Here is a 19,159-nt window from a genome sequence, read left to right on the forward strand (position 1 = left end):
ATCCTAACCATCGAACGGCAGTGCAGTGAGTAACAATACGGTCGCGAATCCGGGCATTGACGGTACTGTCCAGCGCCGGGCCCGTGCGCGACCGAACGACTGCGCCTTGCCGCAAGCAGCCAGGTTTTCCAAGGCTCGTTGCACGCTGCGCTGGCTGGTGCCCAAGGCCAGCGCCAGGGCCGAACTGGACCAGGCTTCACCGTCCGCCAACAATGCCAGCACCGCCCCGTGGGGTTCCTCAACGACCCGCGCCAGGATCACGACTTCGTGAGCATGGTGTGGCGACAACCTGAAACCGCGCCGGGTTGCGACTACGCCAGCCATTGGGCGCAGCGCCTCTCGCAACCGTCCCATTTCAACCCGCAACCGGGCGCGATGGGTCTCGTCCGTCAATTTCAAACCAAAGGCTTGGGTCATGAGCGCTTCCCTCGACGCATCGCCGGGCCAGGCCTGGGCCAACCCACGGGCCAGGGCAAACAGCACCGGCCGCCGTACAAGCACGACCTGGACGCCCGCGCAGCGGATACCGAACCGGCAGGCATCCACAACCAGCGCCGGGCCGGCCAGCAGCGATTGCACCTCTTCCAGCACCAGCAAACGCTCTTCGCCTCGAGCGATCAGCCGGGCTGCGGGCGTACTCAGCATCCGCCAGGCGTTGTCGATTTCGCCGTTCAACGCGCTGATCCCTGTTTGTTGCGCGGCTTGCCCGGCCCGTTCCAAAGCCTCACGGGCGGTGTGCGCTTGCAGCCGTCGCATGGCAATTCCCGCAGCCACCAACTGGCACACCGCCCAGGACGCCAACGGCAGGCCGGCGGGCTCCAGGTCGATGAGCTTGAGTTGCGCCTCGTCGAGTCGACCGATCAGCAACAGGCGGCGAATCTCGATGATCCGTGCATGACCGGCGTTGGCCCGATCGCCGTGAGCTTCGAGCACCGTACGGGCGGCGTCGAGGCGTTTCGGCGGCCAGGACAGGTCACGAGAGGCCAAGGCGATTTCACCTTCGGCCACGACACAGCGCGCCCGTGCCACGGCGTCCGTGGATCCGAAGGCCGTACCTGCCCGGCGCAACAGGCTCCTGGCTTTTTCCAGGTCCCCCAACTGCGCCATGGCGATGCCGCGGAGCGCGAGGGCCGGGGCATCATTGCGCAGGGCGACACGATTGAGCGCCGCCACGGGATCACCAGCCGCCAATGCGCGCGCCGCCGCGCCAATCGCCTCATCCACGGTCAATGACCTTCATGGCAAGGGCGCTCTCTTCCACTGACCCGCGCAGCCTGATCCCTCGTTGAACGGTCAATAGCCCAACGACAACCCCGTGTTGCGACGCGGGTCGTTGGCACCGTAGAAACGGTTCTTGCCCACCGGCTTGCCGCCCAACGACGGCGCGCCCACGAGGATCGCGGCGATGTGGTTGGGGTCCTGCGGCCCAGCAAACTTATGGCCCCAGCTTTCCAGCAACTTGAGGGTATCGGGGCTGGCCGCGAAGGTCTCCAGATTGGTCTCCTCCGGCATCCACTGTTGATGGAAGCGCGGCGCGTCGACGGCTTCCTGTAAATTCATGCCGTAGTCGATCACGTTGAGGATGGTCAGCAAAGTCGCCGTGATGATGCGGCTGCCGCCCGGCGTGCCGACAACCATCACGGTCTTGCCGTCCTTGGTGACGATGGTCGGGCTCATGGACGACAGCGGCGCCTTGCCGGGCGCGATGGCATTGGCCTCGCCCTGCACCAGGCCGTACATGTTGGGCACGCCGACCTTGGAGGTGAAGTCATCCATTTCATCGTTGAGGATCACCCCGGTCTTGCTCGCCATCACGCCGGCACCGAACCAGTCGTTGAGGGTGTAGGTGACGGAGACGGCGTTGCCCCATTGATCGACGATCGAATAATGGGTGGTGTTGCTGCCCTCGTGGGGCGCCACGCCGGGCTTGATCTTCTGGGAGTCGCCGGCTTTCTGCGGCTCGATGGCGGCGCGCAGTTTCGCGGCGTAATTCTTGTCCAGCAAATGATCGATGGGGTTCTGCACGAAGTCCGGGTCGCCCAGGTAGCTGTTGCGGTCGACATAGGCGTGACGCATGGCTTCGATCTGGTAGTGCATGCCTTGGGCCGAATGGAAACCCAGGTCTTTCATCGGATAGCCATCGAGGATGTTCATGATCTGGCAAAGCACCACGCCACCTGAGCTGGGTGGCGGCGCGGAAATGATGTGATAGCCGCGATAATCGCACTCGACCGGCGCCAGTTCACGGGTCTTGTACTTGTCCAGGTCGGCCTGGGTGATGATGCCCTTGTTGGCCTGGCTGGACGTCACCAGCGCATCGGCGACCCAGCCTTTATAGAAGCCGTCGGCACCCTTGTCGGAAATCTCCCGCAGGGTCCTGGCGAGGTCTTTCTGCACCAGCTTCTGGCCGACCTGCATCGGCTCGCCGTTGTGCAGGAAGATTGCGCCGGAATCGCGCGCATCTTTCTTGAAGACATCCGTGGCGGTTTCCAGCAGATCCACGTCGCCCTGTTCCAGGACAAAACCGTCCTCGGCGAACTTGATCGCCGGCGCGATCAATTCCGCCCGGGGTTTGCTGCCGTATTTCTTCAGCGCCAGTTCCATGCCAGACACGGTGCCGGGTACGCCTACCGCCAAATGGCCGCGCGTGCTGAGCTCGGGGATGACGTTGCCTGCCTTGTCCAGGTACATGTCGGCCGTGGCGGCCAGGGGGGCTTTTTCACGGAAATCCAGGAAGGTCTTGCGGCCGTCGGCCATCTGCAAGGTCATGAAACCGCCACCCCCCAGGTTACCCGCCGCGGGATAAACCACCGCCAGGGCGTAGCCCACCGCCACTGCCGCATCAACCGCATTGCCACCGTTCTTGAGCACATCGACGCCGACATGGGTCGCCAGGTGTTGGGCCGTCACCACCATGCCGTTCTCGGCGGCAACCGGGGCCTGGGACGCGGCGTGGGCAGTCAGACAGTAAAGGGAAAGCGAGGTGGCGACGAGGGTCCGGGCCAGGGATTGGAACTTCATGAGTCGGTCTCTTCTTGTTTTAGGGTCGGGATCGCTTCAAAAGCACACAGGAGTATGGCTCGGTTTAAACAATATGCTCGTTTCCTGTAGGCTCGCGTGCTTGATCATCCCCGCACAAGGACATCGCCGATGACGCTGCGAATCGAACGCACGGACGCTCCAACCGATGAAGAACGCCAGGCCATCCTCGCGCCGCTACGCGCCTATAACACCGCCCAGACCGGTGGAAGCGCACCGGAAGCGGTCGCCTGGCTGGTGCGCGACGAGCACGATGAAATCGTCGGCGGCCTGTATGGCCGGGTATTTTTTCGTTGGCTCTATATCGAATTACTGGTGGTGCCCGAACAGGCGCGCGGCCAGGGCACGGGCTCGGAATTGATGCGCATGGCCGAACAACTGGCCAGGGAAAAGGATTGCGTGGGCATCTGGCTCGACACCTTCGACTTCCAGGCTCCGGATTTCTATCGCAGACAGGGTTTCACCCAGTGCGGCCAGATCGATGACTATCCGCCGGGTCACCGGCGCTACTTTTTCCAGAAGCGCCTGGATCTCGAGAATTAAGCTCAACCTATGGGAGCGAGCCTGCTCGCGAAGGCAAACACCTCGGTTTATCGGCTTAGAGACACGTCGCCAACGCCGCCAATCGGCGCTTGGCGACAAAATCATCGTGCTTGGCGTAATAATTCAGCGCCGTGCCCGTGGCGCTGGCTTGCAGATCCACAAACGACTCGGCCGATCGGGTGTACACCGTCGAGCCGCCTTGCTTGCCGGGCTGCAGATAGGCGCCGGCATCGACCCCGAACGCCGCTTCGTCTTCCCAGGCAAACTTCACGCATTGGGCGACGTTCTGTTCCGGCTTGTCCGAGGACAGGGTCTTGTAGGGGGCTTGGGTCCGGGCCTGCTCCATCGCCGAACCCGCGCAGCCGGCCAGCAGGGTTGCGGCCACGGCCACCATCAGCATTCGCATTGCATTCACTCTTCTGGAAAAAAACCGACTGTAGCACTGCGCCCCTCGTTGCCGTGCGCCATGATTGAAATTTGCGCGCGACAACGGCTATCTATTCACGCAACCTGTCAGATCATTGACCCAGGAGCGACCATGGCGACAACCGAACAGCAACACGAACGAGCCCTGCAGATTTTTCTCGAGCAACGCCCCGAGCTGCGCGACGAACTGGACAACCTCAACCCGCTGCTGGCCCAGGCCAAGGGCGAAACCGCCGCGCAGTACCGCGCCGAGCGGTTGCATGAAGCCTTCGAAGCCGAGGCCGAGAGCGCCGGATTGTTCGCCTGGGAACTGACGCTGCTGCTGACGACCGATTCAGCCGAGGACTACCAGGCCCAACGCATGGAAGTTCACAAGGAAGTGGCGGAGATGGCAGGAATGGAATGGCCGGAGTATTGCGAGCTGTATGGCCTCGAACTCTGAGGTTGAGGCTGTGGGCCAGGTGCTCACACATGCTCTGAGAATCGCCCCACCGCCCATAAAGCATTATCATGGCCGCAGTTTCGCTGATCGGGTCTGTCATGAAGTTCGCCATCGCGCTGTTTTCCGCCGCCCACGCGCCCTCCTCGCGCCGCGCCTTGCTGTTTGCCCAGGCAGCTTTGGCCGGTGGGCATGAGATCGTGCGGCTGTTTTTCTACCAGGACGGCGTCTACAACGCCGCCAACAGCGTCGTCACGCCCCAGGACGAGCAAGACCTGCCCCAGCAATGGCGCGCCTTCGTTAGCGAGCACCAGCTCGACGGCGTGGTGTGCATTGCGGCGGCGTTGCGCCGTGGCGTGCTTAACGAGGAAGAAGCCCAGCGTTACCAGCGTTCGGCGGCCAGTGTCCAAGCGCCGTGGGCGTTGTCCGGGCTGGGCCAGTTGCACGATGCGATCCAGGACGCCGACCGCTTGATCTGTTTTGGAGGCACATGATGGCCAAGTCTTTGTTGCTCATCAGCCGCCAGGCCCCCTGGTCCGGCCCCGGTGCCCGGGAAGCGCTGGACATCGTGTTGGCCGGCGGCGCCTTCGACCTGCCCATCGGTCTGCTGTTTCTCGATGACGGCGTGTTCCAGCTCGCCGCCGGTCAGGATGCCAAGGCCGTCCGGCAAAAAGACTTGAGCGCCAACTTGCAGGCGTTGCCGATGTTTGGCGTCGAAGACCTGTTCGTCTGCGCCGACAGCGCCGCACAGCGCGGTCTCGCCGTCGATGCCCTGGCGCTGGACGACCTCAAAGCGCTGGGCGCTGCGGACATCGCCGCGCTCATTGACCGTTACGACCAGGTGATTACCCTCTGATGTCGACTTTGCATGTGTTGTCTCATTCCCCTTTCGGCGACAGCCGCCTCGCCAGTTGCCTGCGGATCCTGGGAAGCCAAGACGCGCTGCTGCTGTGCGGCGACGCAACGTATGCGCTGCGAACCGGTACCGTGCCGTTCGACACGCTGCGGGCCGGCGGCGCCAAGGTGTTCATCCTGGCCGAAGATGCACAGGCCCGCGCCCTGCCCATTCCGGACTGGGCCGAGGCCATCGATTATGCGGCCTTCGTCGAGCTCTCGATCCAGCACGACAAGGTCAACAGCTGGCTATGAAGACCCTGAACGTGGGCGAGCGCAGCATTGCGTTGGACAAGGATGGCTACCTGGCTGATCTCAATGAGTGGTCCGCCGACGTGGCCACGGCCCTGGCCACCGCCGAAGACATCGAGCTGAGCCCCGAACACTGGGAAATCCTCGAACTGCTGCGCGCGTTCTACGCTGAGTTCCAGTTGTCTCCGGCCACCCGCCCGCTGATCAAGTACACCGCGCTGAAACTGGGGGCGGACAAGGGCAACAGCCTGCACCTGAACCGATTGTTCAAAGGCACTCCCGCCAAACTCGCCGCCAAGCTGGCGGGCCTGCCCAAACCGACGAATTGCCTATGACCGACTTTCCAGCATTGACCCTCCAAACCCCTGCCGAACACCCGTTCGCCCAGTTCGTGCGCATCCTTGGCAAGGGCAAGCGCGGCGCCCGTAACCTCACCCGTGACGAAGCGCGGGAGGCCATGGGCATGGTGCTGGATGAGCGGGTCGAAGAAACCCAACTGGGCGCGTTTCTCATGCTGTTGCGGCACAAGGAAGAAAGCGCTGAGGAAATGGCCGGGTTTACCGACGCCCTGCGTCAGCGCCTGGTTATCCCGGCCATGGCGGTAGACCTCGACTGGCCAACCTACGCCGGAAAGAAGCGTCATCTGCCCTGGTATCTGTTGGCCGCCAAATGTCTCGGGCAAAACGGTGTGCGAATCTTCATGCACGGCGGCGGCGCCCACACGGCGGGCCGGCTCTACACGGAACAGCTGCTGGATTTGCTGGCCATCCCCTTGTGCCGCGACTGGCAGCAGGTCGGCGCGGCGCTGGACAACGGCGGCCTGGCCTTCATGCCGCTGGTGGACTGGGCGCCGCAAATGCAGCGCATGATCGACCTGCGCAACACGCTGGGCTTGCGCTCGCCGATTCATTCCCTGGCGCGCATTCTCAACCCGTTGGGTGCGCGTTGCGGCCTGCAAAGCATCTTCCATCCCGGCTACCAGGCCGTGCATCGCGAGGCCAGCGGACTGCTGGGCGACACCAGCATCGTGATCAAGGGCGACGGCGGCGAGATCGAGATCAACCCCGACGCCGACAGTCATTTGTACGGCACCACCGGCGGCGCCAGTTGGGATGAAGAATGGCCGCGACTGTCCGAACAGCGCCACGTCAAGCCGGAGCGCCTCGACCCCGAGCATTTGAAAGCGGTATGGCGCGGTGACCTCGAGGACAGTTATCCGCAGCTGGCGCTGATCGCCACCATGGCCCTGGCCTTGCGCGGCTTGGGCCTTACCCGAGAAGCAGCGTTCGACAAGGCCCGGCAGTATTGGGATGCGCGCGATAGATCGATTTAGTCGATCATCGACGCCCAACCTTTGCGCTATTAGTTCGAACCTATCGGAATAGACTCGTCTCCAATGATTATTGAGAGAGGACGTTCAGATGGGTTTGTTGGTCGAGGGTCGCTGGCAGGACCAGTGGTATGAAAGCAAGGACGGCAGTTTCCAGCGTGAGCAGGCGCAACGCCGCGACTGGATCACCGCCGACGGCAAAAGCAGTTTCCCCGCCGAGGCCGGGCGCTACCACTTGTATGTATCCTTGGCCTGCCCCTGGGCGCACCGCACGCTGATCTTTCGCAAGCTCAAGGGCCTGGAAGCGCTGATCGACGTTTCAGTGGTCAGCTATCTGATGCTGGAAAACGGCTGGACGTTCGACAAGACCCACGGCTCGACCGGCGACAAACTGGACAACCTGAGCTTCCTGCACCAGCGCTACACCGCCGACACGCCGGATTATACCGGCCGGGTGACCGTTCCGGCCTTGTGGGACAAACAGCAACGGCGCATCGTCAACAACGAATCGGCGGAAATCATCCGCATGTTCAACAGCGCGTTCGATGGCCTGACCGGCAACGACCTGGACCTGTATCCCGAGCACCTGCGCCACGAGATCGATGGGTTGAACGAGCGCATCTACCCAGCGGTGAACAACGGCGTATACCGTGCTGGGTTCGCGACGACCCAGGCCGCTTATGAAGAAGCCTTCGATCAACTGTTTGTCGAACTGGACCGAGTGGAAGCCTTGCTGCAAACCCGTCGCTACCTGGCGGGTGAATACCTGACCGAAGCGGATATCCGCTTGTTCACTACGATGATTCGTTTCGACGCGGTGTATTTCGGCCACTTCAAATGCAACCTACGCCGCATCGCCGATTACCCGAACCTGTCGAACTGGCTGCGCGAGCTGTATCAGTGGCCGGGCGTTGCCGAGACCGTAGACTTCACCCATATCCAGCGGCACTACTACGGCAGCCACAAGACCATCAACCCGAATGGGATCGTGCCCAAGGGGCCGGGGCAGGATTTCACGGTGGCCCACGATCGAGAGAGGTTGAGCGGGAAAGGGATTTGGCTTCGGGCTGAAAGCTGATCCGCAATCTTTATTGCCTCTGAAGGCCAATCGCGAGCAGGCTCGTTCCCACATTTGATTCGTGTTGAACCACAATCTGTGGCTGCACACAGCCCCCTGTGGGAGCGAGCCTGCTCCGGGCGGCGTTCCGACGAAAGGGGCAACGCGGTCCTCAGACCTGCCCCTGAGCCCCTTCAAACCAAGCCAGCTTCTCGCGTAACTGCACCACTTCGCCAACAATCACCAACGTCGGCGCATGGACTTCATGCTCCGCCACCAGCCGTGGCAGGTCCGCCAACGTGCCGGTGAAAACGCGCTGGTTTGAAGTCGTGCCTTGCTGGATCAACGCCGCCGGCGTGTCCGCCGCGCGACCGTGCTTGATCAGCTCGTTGCAAATCACCGGCAGCCCCACCAAGCCCATGTAGAACACCAGCGTCTGTGCTGGCGAGACAAGATCGGCCCATGGCAAGTCGCTGGTGCCGTCCTTTAGATGACCGGTAATGAAGCGCACCGACTGGGCATAATCGCGATGGGTCAGCGGAATCCCGGCGTAGGCCGCGCAGCCACTGGCGGCAGTGATGCCCGGGACCACCTGGAACGGGATGCCATGGGCCGCCAGCTCTTCGATCTCTTCGCCACCACGACCGAAGATAAAAGGATCGCCGCCCTTCAACCGCACCACACGTTTACCTTGCCGGGCCAGGTCCACCAGTTGCTGGTTGATCTGGTCCTGGGGCACGGCGTGCTCGGAGCGGCGCTTGCCGACGTAGACCCGTTCGGCGTCGCGGCGGCACAGTTCGAGGATGGCCGGCGCCACCAGACGGTCGTACAGCACTACGTCCGCCTGTTGCATCAGGCGCAGGGCGCGGAACGTCAGCAGGTCGGGATCACCCGGCCCGGCGCCCACCAGATAGACCTCACCCGGCGCATTCGGCGCCTGGCCGTCGATCTTTTCCCGCAACAGCCGCTCGGCTTCGGCGCCCTGCCCGGCCAATTGGCGGTCGGCGATGGGGCCTTGGAACACTTCTTCCCAGAAGGCCCGCCGTTGCTGGACATCGGGAAACAAGCCTTTGACCTGATTGCGAAAGCGCGCCGCCAAACCGGCCAACTGCCCGTAGGTCGACGGAATCCAGGTTTCCAGCTTGGCGCGGATCAGCCGCGCCAGCACCGGCGCGTCGCCGCCGCTGGACACCGCGATCACCAGGGGCGAGCGATCGACGATCGCCGGGAAAATCACGCTGCACAGCGCCGGCGCGTCCACCACGTTGACCGGCACGCAGCGCTTGTGGGCGTCCGCCGAGACTTGGGCATTGAGCGGTTCGTCATCCGTGGCGGCGATGACCAGGCCACAGCCGTCCAGGTCCGCTTCCACGTAGCCCCGCAGGACACATTCGCCGCCGCTGCCACCGACCAGTTCCCGCAACTGCGGTTCGATATCGGGTGCGACCACCCGCAACAATGCGCCGGCATCGGCCAGCAGGCGAGACTTGCGCAAGGCAATCTCCCCGCCGCCAACCACCAGCACGCGGCTGCCGCGCAGGTTGTGGAACAGTGGCAAATAGTCCATTTAGCCGATGACCTCGATGCCGCCCATGTACGGTTTCAGCACCTCGGGCACACGGATCGAGCCGTCGGCCTGCTGGTAGTTCTCAAGCACCGCCACCAGCGTACGACCCACCGCCAGGCCGGAGCCGTTGAGGGTGTGGACCAGTTCCGGCTTGCCGGTTTCCGGGTTGCGGAAACGCGCCTGCATGCGGCGGGCCTGGAAGTCGCCACAGTTGGAGCACGACGAAATCTCGCGGTACTTGTCCTGGCTCGGGATCCAGACTTCCAAGTCATAGGTCTTGACCGCGCTGAAACCCATGTCGCCGGTGCACAGCGCCAGGGTGCGATACGGCAACTCCAGCAGTTGCAGAACCTTTTCGGCGTTGGCGGTCAGGCTTTCCAGGGCTTCCATGGATTTGGACGGCTCGACGATCTGCACCATTTCGACCTTGTCGAATTGGTGCTGGCGAATCATGCCGCGGGTATCACGGCCCGACGCGCCGGCTTCGCTGCGGAAGCACGGCGTATGGGCAACGAACTTGATCGGCAGTTGCTTGGCATCGACGATTTCGCCCGCGACGATGTTGGTCAGCGACACTTCGGCAGTGGGGATCAGGTACAGGTCGGCTTCGCCGTCGCGACCGATCTTGAACAGGTCTTCCTCGAACTTTGGCAACTGGCCGGTGCCTTGCAGGGCCGGGGCCTGGACCAGGTACGGCGTGTAGGCCTCTTCGTAGCCGTGCTCGGTGACGTGCAGATTGATCATGAACTGCGCCAGCGCCCGATGCAGACGGGCGATCGGCCCGCGCAACAGGGCAAAACGCGCGCCCGACAACTTGGCGGCGGTTTCGAAGTCGAGCCAGCCGAATTTCTCGCCCAGGGCCACGTGGTCCTGCACGGGGAAATCGAAGGTTTTCGGCGTGCCCCAGCGGCGTACTTCGACGTTACCGTCTTCGTCTTCACCGACCGGCACCGACTCGTGAGGCAGGTTCGGAATGCCCAACAGGATCGAATCCAACTCGGTCTGGATCGCGTCCAGCTCGACCTTGCCGGCGCTCAACTCGCCCGCCATGCGCTCGACATCGGCCATCAGCGGCGCGATGTCTTCGCCACGCTGCTTGGCCTGGCCGATGGACTTGGAGCGCGCGTTACGTTCTGCCTGCAGGGCCTCGGTGCGGGTCTGGACGGTCTTGCGCTGTTCTTCCAGCGCTTCGATGCGCGCGACGTCCAGGGCAAAGCCACGGGAAGCCAGGCGGTCCGCTACGTCCTGAAGGTTGCTACGTAACAGTTTGGAATCGAGCATGTCGGTCTCTCGTTATCAAAGTTTGGTCAAGGACAGGCCGGCCCAGGTGGCGAGCAGCCCGCCGAACACGCTGATGGCCGCATAGCCCAGGGCCAGCGGCACCTGCCCGCTTTCCAGCAGGCGCACCGTATCCAGTGAAAAAGATGAAAAAGTCGTCAGGCCGCCAAGAAAGCCGACCATCAACCCCGCGCGCACCTCGATGGGCACCTCGGGACGAATCAAAAACAGGCCGTAAAGAACGCCGATCAGCAGACAGCCCACGATATTAACGGCCAGCGTCGCGGTATAGAAGTGCCGCGGCCAATTTGCACTGATCCAGTTACCCGTGGCGAAACGCAACAACGTACCGGCAACGCCGCCAGCGGAGACTGCGAGAATCAAGGGGATCACGGTTTTCTCCGCTGTCGTGGACTCAATCGGTCCAGCTGGGCCAAATGGTTGAGCTTTTCGCCAATCTTCAACTCAAGGCCTCGAGGTACGGGCTGGTAGAAGCGCTGGGGTTCGAGTTCTTCGGGAAAATAGTCTTCGCCGGCGGCATAAGCGTCGGGCTCATCGTGGGCATAGCGGTATTCATCGCCATAACCTAACTGTTTCATGAGCTTGGTCGGTGCGTTGCGCAGGTGCAGCGGTACTTCGAGGGAGCCGTGTTCGGTGGCGCTGCGCATCGCGGCCTTGAAGCCCATGTACACGGCGTTGCTCTTCGGTGCGCAGGCCAGGTAAGTGATGGCCTGGGCCACGGCGAGCTCGCCCTCCGGGCTGCCGAGGCGCTCCTGCACGTCCCAGGCCGCCAGGCACAGGCTCAGGGCCCGAGGGTCGGCGTTGCCGATGTCCTCGCTGGCCATGCGCACCACCCGCCGGGCCAGGTACAGCGGATCGCAACCGCCGTCGATCATCCGCGCAAACCAGTACAGGGCACCGTCGGGATTGGAGCCGCGTACCGATTTGTGCAGGGCCGAGATCTGGTCGTAGAACGCCTCGCCGCCCTTGTCGAAACGTCGGCGGGTATCGCCCAGCAGGCTTTGCAGCAGCTCGACGCCGATCTCGCTGTTGTCTTCGGCCAGGTCCGAGGCGTTTTCCAGCAGGTTAAGCAAGCGCCGGCCATCGCCGTCGGCGGCGCTGAAGAGTATCTGGAAACCTTCATCGCTGAGGCTGAGCTGGCGCTTGCCCAAGCCCCGCTCTTCGGTCAGCGCGCGATGCACCAGCTTGCGCATCGCGGTTTCATCGAGGCTCTTGAGCACATAGACCCGCGCCCGCGACAGCAAGGCGTTGTTGAGTTCGAACGAAGGGTTTTCGGTGGTGGCGCCGATGAATATCAGCGTGCCGTCTTCCACATAGGGCAGGAAAGCGTCCTGCTGGGATTTGTTGAACCGGTGTACTTCGTCGACGAACAGGATGGTGCGCTTACCGTACTGGCCGGCCTGTTGCTTGGCGATTTCCACGGCCTGGCGGATCTCCTTGACCCCGGCCAGCACCGCCGAGACCGTTTCGAAATGCGCGTCAGAAACCTCCGCCAGCAGCCGCGCCAGGGTGGTCTTGCCCACGCCCGGCGGCCCCCAGAAAATCATCGAGTGCAAGGCACCCTGCTCCAGGGCTTCGCGCAGAGGCTTACCGCGAGCGAGCACGTGTTCCTGACCGACATACTCATCCAGGTTGGTCGCGCGCAAGCGGGCGGCCAATGGCTGGGCAATCGGGGCGCTTCGAAACAGGTCCATGATTACTACAAAACCTCCGCAGGGTCCTGTTGCCGATCAGTTAGTTGATTGAACACCACAATCCATTGTGGGAGCGAGCCTGCTCGCGATAGCGGTGGGTCAGTTACATCAATTCCAACTGATCCGCCGCCATCGCGAGCAGGCTCGCTCCCACAGGGCCATTGGGTTATTCCTGGATCACATCCGCACCCTTGGGGATGTCGAACTTGAACTTGGACGCGGCGATCGGCGTATTGGCCTTGACCCCGGTGAACAGGATGTTGGTGCGCTGGCCAACGCTGTCGATCAGCTGCATGTCGTTGACAAGGCCGTTGCGGAACGACAGGCGCAGGCTGTCGAACAGGCTGTCCTTGGTCTTGGGCTTGAGGGTGAAGTCGATCACCCCGCCGGCTTCCTTGGAGGTAATGTCGAAGCTCTGGCTGATCTCCGAGATGTCACCGGACAGCAGCAACGCTGGCGTCTGGGTCAGGCGCTGGTCAAGAGTCTTGATGGTCACCTGCTCCAGGTCCGGGTCCCACAGCGAGACTTTCTTGCCGTCGGAAACCATCAGTTGTTCGGCGGGAGCATCGGTGTGCCAATAGAACAGGCCAGGACGTTGAAGGGCCATTTCACCGGCGGTTTCCTGCAGCTGGGTGCCACTGCCGTCGAGGGTCAACTGGGAAAAACGCGCAGTCAGGGTCTGGGAGCCGCCCAGCAACTGGGTCAGGCGGGCCACGTCCTTTTCGCCGGCGTGGGCCGAAAAAGTAGACAAGGCCAGTACGGGCAACAGCAACATGCGAATCAGGCGCATGGGAGTCCTCATGAATTCGTGGGGGTTCGAGCGACGCATCGTCACGTCGCCCGGGTAATCAGTCGCGCATCGGGCCAGGCGCGAGCACTTCGCGCGAACCGTTGGTGTTCATGGCCGTCACGACCCCAGCCATTTCCATGGCCTCGATCATGCGAGCGGCGCGGTTGTAGCCGATCTTCAGCTTGCGCTGCACGGCGGAAATCGAGGCACGGCGGCTTTCGAGCACGAACTGCACCGCTTCGTCATAAAGCGCGTCGGTCTCTGCGTCATCATCACCGCCTCCACCGCTGCTGCCTTCAAAACCGCTGCCTGCTTCTTCGACACCGTTGAGGATGTCGTCGTTGTATTCAGGCGCGCCGCGCAATTTCCAGGCTTCCACCACGCGGTGTACTTCATCGTCGGAGACGAACGCGCCGTGGACACGGATCGGCAGGCTGGTGCCGGGCGGCATGTAGAGCATGTCACCGTGCCCCAGCAATTGCTCGGCGCCGCCCTGGTCGATGATGGTCCGCGAGTCGATCTTGCTCGACACCTGGAACGCCATGCGGGTCGGGATGTTGGCCTTGATCAGGCCCGTGATCACGTCCACCGACGGTCGCTGCGTGGCGAGGATCAGGTGGATACCGGCCGCACGGGCCTTCTGGGCGATACGGGCGATCAGTTCTTCGACCTTCTTGCCGACGATCATCATCATGTCGGCGAATTCGTCCACCACCACGACGATGGTCGGCAGCTTATGCAGCAGCGGCGCTTCGTCGTGAATGCTTTCGCGGTGATACAGCGGGTCGCTCAGCGGTGTACCGGCTTCCTCGGCTTCCTTGACCTTGGCGTTGAAGCCCGACAGGTTGCGCACGCCCATCTTCGCCATCAGCTTGTAGCGGCGCTCCATCTCGGCAACGCTCCAGCGCAAGGCGTTGGCCGCGTCCTTCATGTCGGTGACCACCGGGCACAGCAGGTGCGGGATGCCTTCGTAGATCGACAATTCGAGCATCTTCGGGTCGATCATGATCAGCTTGGCGTCTTCCGGGCCTGACTTGAACAGGATCGAAAGGATCATCGCGTTCACGCCCACCGACTTACCGGAGCCGGTGGTACCGGCCACCAGCAGGTGGGGCATTTTCGCCAGGTCGGTGATGACCGGCTTGCCGCCGATGTCGTGACCCAAGGCCAAGGTGACCGGCGACTTGTGGTTGTCATATTCCGGCGTCGACAGTACTTCGGAGAAGCGCACAATCTGCCGGTCTTCGTTGGGAATCTCGATGCCCACGGTGGTCTTGCCGGGAATCACCTCCACCACCCGCACGCTGGTCACGGCCAGGGACCGCGCCAGGTCCTTCGCCAGGTTGGCGATACGGCTGACCTTCACGCCGGCGGCCGGCTGGATTTCGTAACGGGTGATGACCGGGCCCGGGTGGATCGAATCCACCGAGACCTCCACACCGAACTCCTTGAGCTTGATTTCGAGCAAATGCCCGACGGCCGCCAAGGACTCGGGGGAATAGTTGAGCTGTTTCTTCTCGGCCGGGTCGAGGATCGAGATCGGCGGCAAGGTGCCTTCCACCGCGCTGTCGACGAACAGCGGTGCCTGTTTCTCTTTCTGCACGCGCTTGCTTTGCTCCGGCGGCTTGGCCGGGGCCATGGTGATGACCGGCGGCACCTGCTTTTCGCGCTCGGACATGTGCTTGCTCAGGGCCTGCTCGCGTTCGATCAGGCGCTCCTTGACCTTGGCCTGCTCGCGTTTGTCAGTCACCGTCGGCGCCACAACGTCATGGACGCGGTCGTCGACTTCACGCAGTTGCGCCACCAGTTGCTTGCGTTCGTTGCGCGCTGCCCACCAACGGTTCAGCGCGCCCTGGATCAATTCAATGAGGTCAAGGGTGATCTTGCCGGTGACGTCCATCACCTTGAACCACGACAGGTCGGTGAACACCGTCAGGCCAAACAGGAACAAGGCGATGAACAGCAGCGTGCTGCCCTGGATGTTCAGGGCATTGCGGGCCAGGTCGCCGAGGCTTTCACCCAGTGCGCCACCCGCCCCTGCGGGCAGGCCAGTGGGGGCGTGGAAATGAATATGGGCCAGCGCGGCTCCCGACAGCACCAGGAAGACCAGGCCGATCAGGCGCCAGGAGAACAGCCAGCCGCTCCACTGCCAGGGCTCATGGCGCTGGCGGAATATCTGGTACGTCTTGATCGCCAGCAGCAGCGGGAAGATATAGGCGAAATAGCCCAGCACCATGAACAGGATGTCGGCGCTGTAGGAACCGGCCGGACCGCCGAAATTCTGCACGTCTTCGATTTTGCTGTTGTGGCTCCAGCCCGGATCGTCCTTGCCGTAGGTCAGCAAGGCCATCATCAGGAACAGGCACAAGGCACCGATGGCGATCAACGCACCTTCCTTGAGCCGGTAGTGCAATTGTTGGCGCCAGAGCGGAACGACTGTCTTGGGTGCTGCGGTGGATTTCTTCAAAACGCTTCTTTTCCTGCGCCCAAGGCGCGTCCATCTGTTGAATGACTATGAAAAACTGCCCATGACGAGCAGGTAAAAAAAGTGAATGTGCCCAACCGGTACTACTTTTACCACTGTGGCATGCGTCCGGAAAACCACAGGAGTCGCTGAAGATTTGATCTTTTGCTCATCCTGCGTTCAAAACCCAAGCATTGTACGGGTTTGTCATGCCCAAGGCATTGCCCGCACGCTTGGCGACAGCATAGCCATGATCAGGGGGTCTTGGGCGCCAATTTGAGCATGCATTCTCTTTTGTGACAAAGGCTTATGAGGTGTTTTTATGAGCGAAGCGAAGCATTCACGCCTGATTATTCTCGGTTCCGGCCCTGCAGGGTACAGCGCTGCTGTCTATGCGGCCCGTGCCAACCTCAAACCCGTTGTCATCACCGGCATACAGGCCGGTGGCCAGCTCACCACCACGGTCGAAGTCGATAACTGGCCCGGCGACGTCGAAGGCCTGACCGGCCCCGTGCTGATGGAGCGCATGCAACGGCACGCCGAGCGCTTCGACACGCAGATCGTCTACGACCATATTCACACCGCCAAGTTGCAACAACGTCCGTTCGAATTGATCGGTGACAGCGGCACCTACACCTGCGACGCACTGATCATCGCCACCGGCGCCTCAGCCCAGTACCTCGGCCTGCCGTCGGAGGAAACCTTCGCCGGCAAAGGTGTTTCAGCCTGCGCGACCTGCGATGGTTTTTTCTACCGAAACCAGGTGGTGGCGGTGGTCGGTGGCGGCAACACCGCCGTGGAAGAAGCCCTGTACCTGTCGAATATCGCCAAGGAGGTGCATTTGATTCACCGGCGGGACAAGTTGCGCTCCGAAAAGATCTTGCAAGACAAACTCTTCGAGAAAGCCGCCAATGGCAATATCCGTTTGCACTGGAACCAGAACCTGGACGAGGTCCTGGGCGATGCCAGCGGCGTGACCGGCGCGCGCCTGCGGCACAGCGAGACCGGTGAAACCAGCACGTTGTCCCTGGCCGGCGTCTTCATCGCCATCGGGCACAAACCCAATACCGACCTGTTCCAGGGCCAACTGACGATGCGCGATGGTTACCTGATCGTGCGCGGCGGCAGCGACGGCAATGCCACGGCCACCGACATCGAAGGCGTGTTTGCCGCTGGCGATGTGGCCGATCATGTCTATCGCCAGGCCATTACTTCGGCCGGCGCCGGCTGCATGGCCGCCCTGGACGCAGAGAAGTATCTCGATGACATCCCGGCCGTTTGACGGTTAACCTCTAGGCGGGCTCTGGCTGATCTGGAGTCCCGCCCTCCCCTTCTGCAAGCCCGGACAACGATGCTGACTTGGTTACAACGCAACACTTTCGATTTTCCGCCACTGGAAAAAGCCATGCGCGACCCCAACGGCCTGCTCGCCGCCGGCGGGGACCTGTCCGCCGACCGCTTGATCCAGGCCTATCGCCACGGCTGCTTTCCATGGTTCTCCGAAGGCCAGCCGATCCTGTGGTGGTCGCCGGACCCGCGCACGGTACTGTTTCCCGACGAGCTGCATGTATCGCGCAGCCTGGGCAAGCTGTTGCGCAAGCAGCGCTATGAAGTGACGTTCGACCGGGATTTCGCCGGGGTCATCCAGGCTTGCGCCGCGCCCCGGGATTATGCCGATGGCACCTGGATCACCGACGCCATGCAGACCGCCTATCTGGAACTGCACCGACGCGGCTTCGCCCATTCCGTGGAAGTCTGGGATCAAGGCACGCTGGTCGGCGGCCTGTATGGCTTGGCAATGGGTCAGTTGTTTTTTGGCGAGTCCATGTTCAGTCGCGCCGACAATGCGTCGAAATTCGGCTTCGCAACCCTGGTCCAACACGTCAAGGAGGCGGGTTTCGTCCTGATCGACTGCCAGATGCCCACCGAGCACTTGCATAGCCTGGGCGCGCGGCCGATTCCGCGAACCGAGTTCGCGGCTTACTTGAAGGCCCATCTGGACCAACCCAACCATGCCACCTGGGTTTGCTGAGCGATATTCGCGCTCCTGGCTTACACTTGAATTGAAGTTTATCCCGAGGGTTGATCATGACCGAGTTGGCGCGCTTGAAGTTTTATGCCACTCAACCTCACTCTTGCAGCTACCTGCCAGAGGAGCAGGCTACGACCCTGTTCCTCGATCCCAGCCAGCCCATGGATGTGCATGTCTATGCAGACCTGTCGGAGATGGGGTTTCGTCGCAGCGGCGATCACCTCTACCGGCCCCATTGCCAGCATTGCAATGCGTGCGTGCCGGCGCGCATTCCCGTGGCCCGCTTTACCCCGAACCGGCAGCAGAAGCGTATTTTCAAGCGCAACGCCGATTTGCAGGTGCGCCCGGCCAAACCGCAGTTCAGCGAAGAATATTTCGACCTGTACCAGCGCTACATCGAACAGCGCCACGCCGATGGCGACATGTACCCGCCCAGCCGGGACCAATTCTCGACCTTCCTGGTGCGCGACCTGCCGTTCTCGCGTTTCTATGAGTTCCGCCTCGACGGGCGGCTGGTGGCCATCGCCGTCACCGACCTGCTGCCCAACGGCCTGTCGGCGGTCTACACCTTTTATGAGCCCAACGAGGAAAAGCGCAGCCTGGGACGGTTCGCGATCCTTTGGCAGATCAACGAATGCCGCCGCCTGGGCCTGGAAGCGGTGTACCTGGGCTACTGGATCAAGAACTGCAAAAAAATGAACTACAAGACCCAATATCGGCCCATTGAATTGTTGATCAACCAGCGGTGGGTTGTCCTGAACTAGGGGCCGCTCGTAGTTTGCGCCTTATCCATGCGCCGCATTCATTGAGTTACTCCTAAGAACCCCTTGGCTTGCCCCCCCTTTTTCGGGCACAATGCACGCCGCTTTTGCCTGGCGCAGTTGCACCGGGCCATTCACTGGATACCGAGGGCTTTACTGCATGTCGAAAGAAGACAGCTTCGAAATGGAAGGCACTGTCGTCGACACCCTGCCCAACACCATGTTTCGTGTGGAGTTGGAAAATGGGCACGTCGTAACCGCGCATATCTCCGGCAAGATGCGCAAGAACTACATTCGTATTCTTACCGGTGACAAAGTGCGCGTCGAGCTGACGCCCTATGACTTGAGCAAAGGGCGCATCACTTACCGCGCTCGCTAACAAGTCAATACAAAACGCCCGGCTCATGTCGGGCGTTTTTGTTTGCCTGGGTTTTGCTCCAACCATCCACATTACACAGATCCTGTGGAAGCGAGCCTGCTCGCGATAGCGTCGTCACAGTCGGTATTGATGTTGACCGATCCTCCGCCATCGCGAGCAAGCTCGCTCCCACAAGGATTTGGGCTGGACAGCA

Annotated in this window: 21 protein-coding genes; 12 read left to right on the forward strand and 9 right to left on the reverse strand. The window is 62.0% G+C overall.

Annotated features, from left to right (window positions below):
* Positions 1-3: 3 nt before the first annotated feature.
* Together J3P81_RS15185 and ggt are read right to left on the reverse strand one after the other, a co-directional pair.
* Entirely contained in the window at positions 4-1,224 is a 1,221-nt protein-coding gene (locus J3P81_RS15185; protein ID WP_434559561.1) for a helix-turn-helix domain-containing protein, read from the reverse strand.
* Between the two features lie 69 nt (positions 1,225-1,293).
* The gene (ggt, locus tag J3P81_RS15190) at positions 1,294-3,021 is read right to left on the reverse strand and encodes a gamma-glutamyltransferase (protein WP_434559563.1); all 1,728 of its coding nucleotides are present in this window, start codon (positions 3,019-3,021) and stop codon (positions 1,294-1,296) included.
* A 129-nt stretch (positions 3,022-3,150) separates the two neighbouring features.
* Here ggt and J3P81_RS15195 point away from each other — a divergent pair, with 129 nt between their 5' ends.
* Positions 3,151-3,582: a GNAT family N-acetyltransferase gene (locus J3P81_RS15195; protein WP_434559565.1), complete on the forward strand. Its 432-nt coding sequence runs from the start codon at positions 3,151-3,153 to the stop codon at positions 3,580-3,582.
* A gap of 55 nt (positions 3,583-3,637) precedes the next feature.
* Here the strand turns inward: J3P81_RS15195 and J3P81_RS15200 are convergent, their stop codons facing one another.
* The gene (locus J3P81_RS15200) at positions 3,638-3,988 is read right to left on the reverse strand and encodes a hypothetical protein (protein ID WP_420765891.1); all 351 of its coding nucleotides are present in this window, start codon (positions 3,986-3,988) and stop codon (positions 3,638-3,640) included.
* A 132-nt stretch (positions 3,989-4,120) separates the two neighbouring features.
* On the opposite strand from J3P81_RS15200, the gene J3P81_RS15205 reads away from it, so the two are divergent.
* The 7 genes from J3P81_RS15205 (at position 4,121) to J3P81_RS15235 (ending at position 8,001) form a co-directional block, all read left to right on the forward strand.
* Positions 4,121-4,450, forward strand: coding sequence for a DUF6388 family protein (locus J3P81_RS15205; protein ID WP_434559567.1), 330 nt, complete (start codon positions 4,121-4,123; stop codon positions 4,448-4,450).
* Positions 4,451-4,548: 98 nt separating this feature from the next.
* Positions 4,549-4,941: a sulfurtransferase complex subunit TusD gene (gene tusD, locus J3P81_RS15210; RefSeq protein ID WP_420765889.1), complete on the forward strand. Its 393-nt coding sequence runs from the start codon at positions 4,549-4,551 to the stop codon at positions 4,939-4,941.
* Positions 4,941-5,303 carry a sulfurtransferase complex subunit TusC gene (gene tusC / locus J3P81_RS15215; RefSeq protein WP_434564124.1) on the forward strand — a complete coding sequence of 121 codons (363 nt, stop codon included), beginning with the start codon at positions 4,941-4,943 and terminating at the stop codon, positions 5,301-5,303. Before tusD ends, tusC begins: the two co-directional genes overlap by 1 nt.
* Positions 5,303-5,596 (forward strand): sulfurtransferase complex subunit TusB, encoded by a 294-nt coding sequence (gene tusB, locus J3P81_RS15220; RefSeq protein WP_434559569.1) that lies wholly within the window; start codon positions 5,303-5,305, stop codon positions 5,594-5,596. The genes tusC and tusB overlap by 1 nt, the downstream gene beginning before the upstream one ends.
* Complete coding sequence (locus J3P81_RS15225) at positions 5,593-5,928, forward strand: TusE/DsrC/DsvC family sulfur relay protein (RefSeq protein WP_434559571.1); 336 nt, start codon at positions 5,593-5,595, stop codon at positions 5,926-5,928. The genes tusB and J3P81_RS15225 overlap by 4 nt, the downstream gene beginning before the upstream one ends.
* The gene (locus tag J3P81_RS15230; protein WP_434559573.1) at positions 5,925-6,926 is read left to right on the forward strand and encodes a glycosyl transferase family protein; all 1,002 of its coding nucleotides are present in this window, start codon (positions 5,925-5,927) and stop codon (positions 6,924-6,926) included. Before J3P81_RS15225 ends, J3P81_RS15230 begins: the two co-directional genes overlap by 4 nt.
* An 88-nt stretch (positions 6,927-7,014) precedes the next feature.
* Positions 7,015-8,001 carry a glutathione S-transferase family protein gene (locus J3P81_RS15235; RefSeq protein WP_434559575.1) on the forward strand — a complete coding sequence of 329 codons (987 nt, stop codon included), beginning with the start codon at positions 7,015-7,017 and terminating at the stop codon, positions 7,999-8,001.
* 151 nt (positions 8,002-8,152) lie between these two features.
* On the opposite strand, the gene cysG is transcribed toward J3P81_RS15235, so the two are convergent.
* The 6 genes from cysG to J3P81_RS15265 all read right to left on the reverse strand — a co-directional run bounded on the left by cysG (position 8,153) and on the right by J3P81_RS15265 (position 15,797).
* Complete coding sequence (cysG, locus tag J3P81_RS15240; protein ID WP_434559577.1) at positions 8,153-9,547, reverse strand: siroheme synthase CysG; 1,395 nt, start codon at positions 9,545-9,547, stop codon at positions 8,153-8,155.
* Complete coding sequence (serS, locus tag J3P81_RS15245; protein ID WP_434559579.1) at positions 9,548-10,828, reverse strand: serine--tRNA ligase; 1,281 nt, start codon at positions 10,826-10,828, stop codon at positions 9,548-9,550. It abuts the gene before it with no gap.
* A gap of 15 nt (positions 10,829-10,843) precedes the next feature.
* Positions 10,844-11,218, reverse strand: a complete 375-nt coding sequence (gene crcB / locus J3P81_RS15250; protein ID WP_207961507.1) for a fluoride efflux transporter CrcB — start codon at positions 11,216-11,218, stop codon at positions 10,844-10,846.
* On the reverse strand, positions 11,215-12,540 hold the full coding sequence (locus tag J3P81_RS15255) for a replication-associated recombination protein A (RefSeq protein WP_434559581.1): 1,326 nt from the start codon (positions 12,538-12,540) through the stop codon (positions 11,215-11,217). Before J3P81_RS15255 ends, crcB begins: the two co-directional genes overlap by 4 nt.
* A gap of 166 nt (positions 12,541-12,706) precedes the next feature.
* On the reverse strand, positions 12,707-13,330 hold the full coding sequence (lolA, locus tag J3P81_RS15260; RefSeq protein WP_420765880.1) for an outer membrane lipoprotein chaperone LolA: 624 nt from the start codon (positions 13,328-13,330) through the stop codon (positions 12,707-12,709).
* Between the two features lie 58 nt (positions 13,331-13,388).
* Positions 13,389-15,797 carry a DNA translocase FtsK gene (locus J3P81_RS15265; RefSeq protein WP_420765879.1) on the reverse strand — a complete coding sequence of 803 codons (2,409 nt, stop codon included), beginning with the start codon at positions 15,795-15,797 and terminating at the stop codon, positions 13,389-13,391.
* 319 nt (positions 15,798-16,116) lie between these two features.
* Here J3P81_RS15265 and trxB point away from each other — a divergent pair, with 319 nt between their 5' ends.
* The 4 genes from trxB to infA all read left to right on the forward strand — a co-directional run bounded on the left by trxB (position 16,117) and on the right by infA (position 18,966).
* Entirely contained in the window at positions 16,117-17,076 is a 960-nt protein-coding gene (gene trxB / locus J3P81_RS15270; RefSeq protein ID WP_434559583.1) for a thioredoxin-disulfide reductase, read from the forward strand.
* 69 nt (positions 17,077-17,145) lie between these two features.
* On the forward strand, positions 17,146-17,826 hold the full coding sequence (gene aat / locus J3P81_RS15275) for a leucyl/phenylalanyl-tRNA--protein transferase (protein WP_434559585.1): 681 nt from the start codon (positions 17,146-17,148) through the stop codon (positions 17,824-17,826).
* A 56-nt stretch (positions 17,827-17,882) separates the two neighbouring features.
* Positions 17,883-18,590: an arginyltransferase gene (locus J3P81_RS15280; RefSeq protein WP_420765876.1), complete on the forward strand. Its 708-nt coding sequence runs from the start codon at positions 17,883-17,885 to the stop codon at positions 18,588-18,590.
* Positions 18,591-18,747: 157 nt separating this feature from the next.
* Positions 18,748-18,966 (forward strand): translation initiation factor IF-1, encoded by a 219-nt coding sequence (gene infA, locus J3P81_RS15285; RefSeq protein WP_002553999.1) that lies wholly within the window; start codon positions 18,748-18,750, stop codon positions 18,964-18,966.
* Positions 18,967-19,159: the final 193 nt, after the last annotated feature.

It is taken from the genome of Pseudomonas sp. R1-6 (genome assembly GCF_051132115.1).
Taxonomy (GTDB): domain Bacteria; phylum Pseudomonadota; class Gammaproteobacteria; order Pseudomonadales; family Pseudomonadaceae; genus Aquipseudomonas.

Coding starts and splice junctions, on each gene's coding strand:
- ggt (WP_434559563.1), bottom strand. CDS start 3,021: ATGAAGTTCCAATCCCTGGCCCGGACCCTCGTCGCCACCTCGCTTTCC.
- J3P81_RS15195 (WP_434559565.1), top strand. CDS start 3,151: ATGACGCTGCGAATCGAACGCACGGACGCTCCAACCGATGAAGAACGC.
- J3P81_RS15200 (WP_420765891.1), bottom strand. CDS start 3,988: ATGCGAATGCTGATGGTGGCCGTGGCCGCAACCCTGCTGGCCGGCTGC.
- J3P81_RS15205 (WP_434559567.1), top strand. CDS start 4,121: ATGGCGACAACCGAACAGCAACACGAACGAGCCCTGCAGATTTTTCTC.
- tusD (WP_420765889.1), top strand. CDS start 4,549: ATGAAGTTCGCCATCGCGCTGTTTTCCGCCGCCCACGCGCCCTCCTCG.
- tusC (WP_434564124.1), top strand. CDS start 4,941: ATGGCCAAGTCTTTGTTGCTCATCAGCCGCCAGGCCCCCTGGTCCGGC.
- tusB (WP_434559569.1), top strand. CDS start 5,303: ATGTCGACTTTGCATGTGTTGTCTCATTCCCCTTTCGGCGACAGCCGC.
- J3P81_RS15225 (WP_434559571.1), top strand. CDS start 5,593: ATGAAGACCCTGAACGTGGGCGAGCGCAGCATTGCGTTGGACAAGGAT.
- J3P81_RS15230 (WP_434559573.1), top strand. CDS start 5,925: ATGACCGACTTTCCAGCATTGACCCTCCAAACCCCTGCCGAACACCCG.
- J3P81_RS15235 (WP_434559575.1), top strand. CDS start 7,015: ATGGGTTTGTTGGTCGAGGGTCGCTGGCAGGACCAGTGGTATGAAAGC.
- cysG (WP_434559577.1), bottom strand. CDS start 9,547: ATGGACTATTTGCCACTGTTCCACAACCTGCGCGGCAGCCGCGTGCTG.
- serS (WP_434559579.1), bottom strand. CDS start 10,828: ATGCTCGATTCCAAACTGTTACGTAGCAACCTTCAGGACGTAGCGGAC.
- J3P81_RS15255 (WP_434559581.1), bottom strand. CDS start 12,540: ATGGACCTGTTTCGAAGCGCCCCGATTGCCCAGCCATTGGCCGCCCGC.
- lolA (WP_420765880.1), bottom strand. CDS start 13,330: ATGCGCCTGATTCGCATGTTGCTGTTGCCCGTACTGGCCTTGTCTACT.
- trxB (WP_434559583.1), top strand. CDS start 16,117: ATGAGCGAAGCGAAGCATTCACGCCTGATTATTCTCGGTTCCGGCCCT.
- aat (WP_434559585.1), top strand. CDS start 17,146: ATGCTGACTTGGTTACAACGCAACACTTTCGATTTTCCGCCACTGGAA.
- J3P81_RS15280 (WP_420765876.1), top strand. CDS start 17,883: ATGACCGAGTTGGCGCGCTTGAAGTTTTATGCCACTCAACCTCACTCT.
- infA (WP_002553999.1), top strand. CDS start 18,748: ATGTCGAAAGAAGACAGCTTCGAAATGGAAGGCACTGTCGTCGACACC.